Origin of the sequence: Brevibacterium sp. HMSC22B09 (genome assembly GCF_001806795.1) — a bacterium.
Taxonomy (GTDB): Bacteria; Actinomycetota; Actinomycetes; order Actinomycetales; family Brevibacteriaceae; genus Brevibacterium; species Brevibacterium ravenspurgense.
This window is the reverse complement of record NZ_KV786017.1, coordinates 1-5,747: the sequence shown is the minus strand read 5'-3', so window position 1 is coordinate 5,747 and position 5,747 is coordinate 1. Positions and strand designations below refer to the sequence as shown.

Sequence of the window (5,747 nt, the reverse complement as noted above, 5' to 3'; positions counted from 1 at the left end):
TGATGATGCTGCCGTGCTAGCCGCGGTCGACCCGACGTTCTACCCAGTCATCTACGGAGCAGATCAAGAAGACGACTGGACCGACGAGACCGTATGGGCGAAGGCCAACCCCTCCCTTGGGATTACCGTTCCGATCGAGAAAGTCCGTGAAGCCTGCAATTCTGCGAGGCAGAACCCGGCTGAGGAGAACACCTTCCGCCAACTGCGCCTCAACCAATGGGTGAAACAGTCCGTGCGGTGGATGCCCATGCACACCTGGAACGCCAACAACCACCCCGTCAACCTCGACGACCTCGAAGGCAGAGCCTGCTACGGCGGGCTCGACCTGGCCTCCACCACCTACATCACCGCGTTCGTGCTCGTCTTCCCACCAGAGGCCGCTGATGACGACGGCAAGTACGGGATCGCACCGTGGTTTTGGATCCCCGAAGATAACCTCACCCTGCGGGTGGCTCGGGATCACGTGCCCTACGACCTCTGGCAACGCCAAGGCTTCCTCGAAACGACCGAGGGCAACGTCGTGCACTACGCGCACATAGAGCACCACATCCAAGACCTCGGAACCCGCTTCGACATCCGCGAGATCGCCTTCGACCGGTGGGGTGCCGTGCAAATGTCCCAAAACCTCGAAGACGCCGGCTTCACCGTCGTCCCTTTCGGTCAGGGCTTCCGCGACATGTCCCCACCATCGAAGGAGCTGATGAAACTCGCCCTCGAAGGACGCCTGGCACATGGTGGGCATCCAATATTGAGCTGGATGGTGGATAACATTCACGTGCGCACCGACCCAGCCGGAAACATCAAACCCGACAAACAACGTTCTACCGAGAAAATCGATGGAGTCGTCGCCACCATCATGGCACTCGACCGCGCCATACGCGGCGGAAACCCACACGACAACACATCGGTGTATGACTCGCGTGGACTATTGGTGTTATGACTAGTACAACGATATCGCTTATGCCACTCATCATATAAACTTGCGGTATCAACTAAAGATGGCGCAGCCCTAAAGATTCCCTGCTGCCCCTCTTCCTGACGTGTAATAATCATCGGTCTGACGAAGGGAATCGCATTGAAGACCAAGAAGTCTATACTCTACGGGTGGATATCCTTAATAACGGCAGGCGCGCTTGCTGTTACCGCTGCTGGAGTTGCATCGGCTACTGAAATTCCCTACACAAATTCTTCTTTACAAGATGTTTCTAAGGATATTGAAACCGCTATAGAAACTCAACCTGACGTTTTTCTAGATACACCTTTAATTGACGAAGGAAAAGTGAAGATTGACGAAGGGGTAATTACAGCTCCTTCTGCATCAATGGAAGAATTCTCATTGACACTTCCCGCTAATTCGCTTAACAAGTTTCGAACTCTAAGCACGAGCGAATATGGCGATTATTCGATAGAAGTACACGATGAAGGTGACGGCGCTTTTTGAGATTAATTCCATATCCCTAATTCAAGTTCTCCGAAGGAATACTCCATTGAGATAGATTCGAATTACCTCTTGACATATTTGGAAGACGGCGGAATAGCCGTATGGGATCAAGAAGATAACCTGGTAGGGACTTTCACTCCACCATGGGCAGTTGACGCAAAGGGCTCAAACGTCAACACGGATTATATAATTGACGGTAACCGCTTAATTCAACGTGTCCACACCGATGCCGCAACAATTTATCCTGTAGTCGCCGACCCTTTCTGGATCCCTGCTTTAGGTGTTATGGCGCATTTTACCCGTCATGCATTGACTCAAATGGCTGCTAGAAGCGTTAGTAAAGAATTGGTGAAACAGGTAGTGAGAAATGGTGCTAAAACAGCAGGAAAGAAAGGAACTTCTGTGTTCACTCAAGGTAAAGGCAAAAATAGAATTCGCGTTATTGTAGCCAACAAGACTGGTAATATTATTACTGTCACGAAAGGATGAACTTATGCACATGACCTACGATCGGGAAGTCGATGCTGCCTACATCACTTTCGGTAAGAATGTTGGAGCCGGTGAAGCGGCACAGCAGGTTTCATTCATAGAAACGCCTAACGGTCAAACGCAAGTAACAATAGACGTTGATAAAGAAGGCTACCTTCTCGGGATTGAAATACTATCAGCTTCAGTTGGCTTACACGCTGATGTAATCAGTGAAGCAAAGCAGCTGTAGACTTCGTCTTTTAGGTATTTTCTACGAAAAATAGTGTAGGCAACTTAGGCTCTGTTATTAGCTCTTCACAGTGATCCCTACCGCAATTTAGCGGTAGGGGTCACTTGCTTTAAAGATTAAATTATGAACAAACTTACTGCTATATTTCGGAATCGGAACACTGCTAATCACTCTTTACCAAACAGTAGATATAGTTTCTTTTTTGGGTCTTCCTCAACTAGGCGTGCGATAACTGAGTATTCCGCTATGCAACTAACCGCTGTTTACAGTTGCGTGCGGATCCTCGCCGAAGCGATCGCTGGCCTGCCGTTGCATGTGTATCGGCAGCGTGGCGATGGTGGGAAGGAGAAGGCTCTCGACCACCCTTTGTATCGGCTGCTGCATGATGAGCCGAACCCGGAAATGACCAGTTTCGTATTCCGTGAAACCCTTATGACGCACCTGTTGTTGTGGGGTAACGCGTTCGCCCTGGTGATCCGCAACGGCCTCGGCGAAGTGATCGCACTCTATCCGCTCATGCCAAGCCGCATGGCCGTCGGCAGAGACTTGGACACCAGGCAGCTCTACTACGAGTACCAGACCTCCTGGGATGAGCCCGCCGGGAAGTATGAGACCATCCGGCTAGCCCCCTCGGACGTGCTGCACATCCCCGGCCTGGGTTTCGATGGGCTAGTGGGGTATTCGCCGATTGCGATGGCGAAGAACGCGATCGGCCTCGCCCAGGCCACTGAGGACTACGGCGCGTCCTTCTTTGCTAACGGTGCCGCCCCCGGTGGTGTGCTGGAGCATCCGGGAACGATCAAGGATCCAGCCCGGGTGCGGGATTCGTGGCAGGCCACGTTCGGCGGAGGCCGTAACTCCAACAAGATCGCCGTCTTGGAGGAGGGCATGAAGTACACGCCGATCAGTGTGTCTCCGGAGCAGGCGCAGTTTTTGGAGACCAGGAAGTTTCAGATCAACGAGATCGCCCGGATCTTCCGCATCCCGCCACACATGATCGGCGACCTCGACAAAAGCAGTTTTAGCAATATTGAGCAGCAGTCGTTGGAGTTTGTGAAGTACACGTTGGATCCGTGGGTGATCCGTTTCGAGCAAGCCATCACTAAAACCCTCCTGTCGGAGCGTGAGAAGCCGTCGGTGTTTGTGAAGTTCAACCTCGAAGGCCTACTGCGCGGTGACTACCAGTCCCGCATGGAGGGGTATGCGGTGGCCCGCCAGAACGGGTGGATGAGCGCCAACGATATCCGCGAGTTAGAAAACCTTGACCGGATCACACCCGAGGCTGGCGGCGACCTGTATTTGGTCAACGGCAACATGCTGCCCCTCGGTCTGGCTGGTGCCTACGCCGCCAACCAGCCAGCTGACGAAAGCCCGCCACCAGAGGATCCGCCCGATGAGTCCCGAGACCACCTTGTAAGGAGGAGGATATGAGTAGACGTTTCTGGAACTGGGAGGCGCCCCAGCCAGACGATCAAACCACTAGTGACCCGGATGGTGCTTCCGTCCGGGTTTTGCGTATTAACGGCCAGATCGCAGAAGAGTCCTGGTTTGCTGACGACATCACCCCAGCCCTATTCGCGTCCGAGTTGAATGCTGGCTCGGGGCCGGTGACGATCTGGCTCAACAGCCCTGGCGGTGACGTGGTTGCGGCAGCGCAGATCTATAACCTGCTCACCGCTTACCCCGGCAAGGTGACGGTCAACATTGACGGGATCGCCGCGTCTGCTGCGTCGGTGATCGCGATGGCCGCCGAGACGGTGGCGATGAGTCCGGTATCGATGCTGATGATCCACAACCCTGCCACCCTCGCCATCGGCGACAAAGACGAACTCGCGAAAGCCTTGTCGATGCTCGAGGCGGTCAAGGATTCGATCATTAACGCCTACCAAGACAAAACCGGCCTGTCGCGGGCGAAACTGTCGCGGATGATGGACGCCGAAACCTGGATGGACGCCACCGCGGCCATCCAACTCGGCTTCGCAGACCAACTCCTCACCACCGAACGCCACCCGCTGACCAGCCAGGATCCAGATGGCGAAGAGGAAGAGGAGAAGGAATCCGGCAAGCCCCAGTCAGTTCCACCAGGCCAAACGAACGCGGACCAGGGTGTGGTGTTTGCTCGCCGGCCGTGTGAGCAGCGCCTGATCGCCGCCTGTGCTAGCAAGCCTCCCGAACCCAAACCCAAACCTGATCCTGTTGATTCTGTGCAGCCCGCTCGGCCTTGTGGTCGGCGGGTTGTTGATCTTTACGCCCTGAACCGTCCTGGGTTTCGTTCCGTTCTACTGATTGAAGGAGAATTGGATCATGCCAACTGTCTATACCCAGGAGTTCAAGCAGGGGGCGTTGCGTTTGGTGGAGGATCATCTTCACCACACGCAGTGCTCGCAGTGGTCGGCTGCCCAGGAGGTGGGAACGAAACTTGGGATCTCACCGCATACGATGCGCGGGTGGCTGAAGCAGGCCAGACGTGATGCCGGCACTGAGCCGGGCGCGACAACGGATGAGCTTGAAGAGCTGCGCCGGTTACTGCGTGAGAACCGTGAGCTGCGACGGGCGAACGAGATCCTCAAAACTGCCTCCGCGTTTTTTGCAGCCGAGCTCGATCGCCCCTCGCCGAAATGATCGCCTACATCGATATGTACCGTGATCAGTTCGGGGTCGAGCTCATCTGCCGCACACTTGCAGCACGCGAGGGTGGATTCATAACGTCGCGTGGTTATCGGGCAGCGAAGACCCGCCCGGCCAGCGAACGCCAGATCCGTGATCGGGAATTGACCGTGGTCATCAAGGACCTGCATGCCCGCAACTACGGGGTCTACGGCGTTCGCAAAATGTGGCACGCGATGCGCCGAAGCGGCTGGAAGATCGGCCGTGACCAGGTCGCACGGCTGATGCGTCAGGCCGGAATCAGCGGCGTGGTTCGTGGCCGGAAACCGCGCACCACGGTACCCGGGCGCACACCGGATGAGCGCCCGGATCTGGTGATGCGAGACTTCAAAGCACCGGCCCCGAACCGGCTGTGGGTCGCTGACATCACGTATGTGCGCACATCGTATGGCTGCGTGTACACCGCGTTCGTCATCGATGCGTACTCCCGCCGCATCGCCGGCTGGGCGACCAGATCATCGATGACGACGCACGCGCTGTCCTTAGAAGCGCTAGAGCACGCGCTGAACACCGCGACCACAGGCATTGCTGAACTGGTCCATCACTCCGATCGTGGATCGCAATACGTTGCCATTGCCTACACTGAACGCCTCATCACCGCAGGAATCACCCCATCAGTCGGAACAGTCGGCGATAGCTACGACAATGCCCTCGCCGAAACCGTCAACGGCCTGTACAAGGCCGAGCTGATCTACTCCCAGCCGGCCTGGAGCAGCCTGACCGATGTCGAGTTCGCAACCATGAACTGGGTCCACTGGTGGAACACCACCCGGCTGCACGAAGCACTGGGCTACAAAACACCAGCAGAAGTCGAAACCCAATACGCCGAAAACCTCAGCAACGATGAACTGTCTTTACCAACCATCTAGGAACGAAACCCAGGACGGTTCAACACCTGCTCCGCCGCCGTCGGTGGGCGTG

The 5,747-nt window shown here is 55.7% G+C and carries 6 protein-coding genes and 1 pseudogene; all 7 read left to right on the top strand.

Annotated elements, in window-relative coordinates:
• The coding region (locus HMPREF3087_RS05945; RefSeq protein ID WP_256173055.1) for a terminase TerL endonuclease subunit at positions 1-940 on the top strand (940 nt) is incomplete at its 5' end.
• A gap of 135 nt (positions 941-1,075) precedes the next feature.
• Entirely contained in the window at positions 1,076-1,441 is a 366-nt protein-coding gene (locus HMPREF3087_RS10520; protein WP_141738890.1) for a hypothetical protein, read from the top strand.
• Positions 1,442-1,510: 69 nt separating this feature from the next.
• Positions 1,511-1,930 (top strand): DUF4258 domain-containing protein, encoded by a 420-nt coding sequence (locus HMPREF3087_RS10515; protein ID WP_141738889.1) that lies wholly within the window; start codon positions 1,511-1,513, stop codon positions 1,928-1,930.
• Positions 1,931-1,934: 4 nt separating this feature from the next.
• A complete protein-coding gene (locus HMPREF3087_RS05940) occupies positions 1,935-2,159 on the top strand; it encodes a DUF2283 domain-containing protein (protein ID WP_070424789.1) in 225 nt (74 codons plus the stop codon).
• A gap of 123 nt (positions 2,160-2,282) precedes the next feature.
• Positions 2,283-3,590, top strand: a complete 1,308-nt coding sequence (locus HMPREF3087_RS05935) for a phage portal protein (RefSeq protein ID WP_070428447.1) — start codon at positions 2,283-2,285, stop codon at positions 3,588-3,590.
• A pseudogene (locus tag HMPREF3087_RS10390) lies at positions 3,587-4,369 on the top strand (head maturation protease, ClpP-related); the annotation flags it as partial. The gene HMPREF3087_RS05935 and the pseudogene HMPREF3087_RS10390, both read left to right, overlap by 4 nt.
• A 94-nt stretch (positions 4,370-4,463) precedes the next feature.
• A protein-coding gene (locus HMPREF3087_RS05920) for an IS3 family transposase (protein WP_141738888.1) occupies positions 4,464-5,695 on the top strand; the annotation gives its coding sequence in 2 pieces (ribosomal slippage) (positions 4,464-4,755 and positions 4,755-5,695; 1,233 coding nt in all).
• Positions 5,696-5,747 lie beyond the last annotated feature (52 nt).

Excerpts from the sequence above, each read along its gene's own strand:
- HMPREF3087_RS05940 (WP_070424789.1), top strand. The coding sequence starts at position 1,935 with ATGCACATGACCTACGATCGGGAAGTCGATGCTGCCTACATCACTTTC.
- HMPREF3087_RS05935 (WP_070428447.1), top strand. The coding sequence starts at position 2,283 with ATGAACAAACTTACTGCTATATTTCGGAATCGGAACACTGCTAATCAC.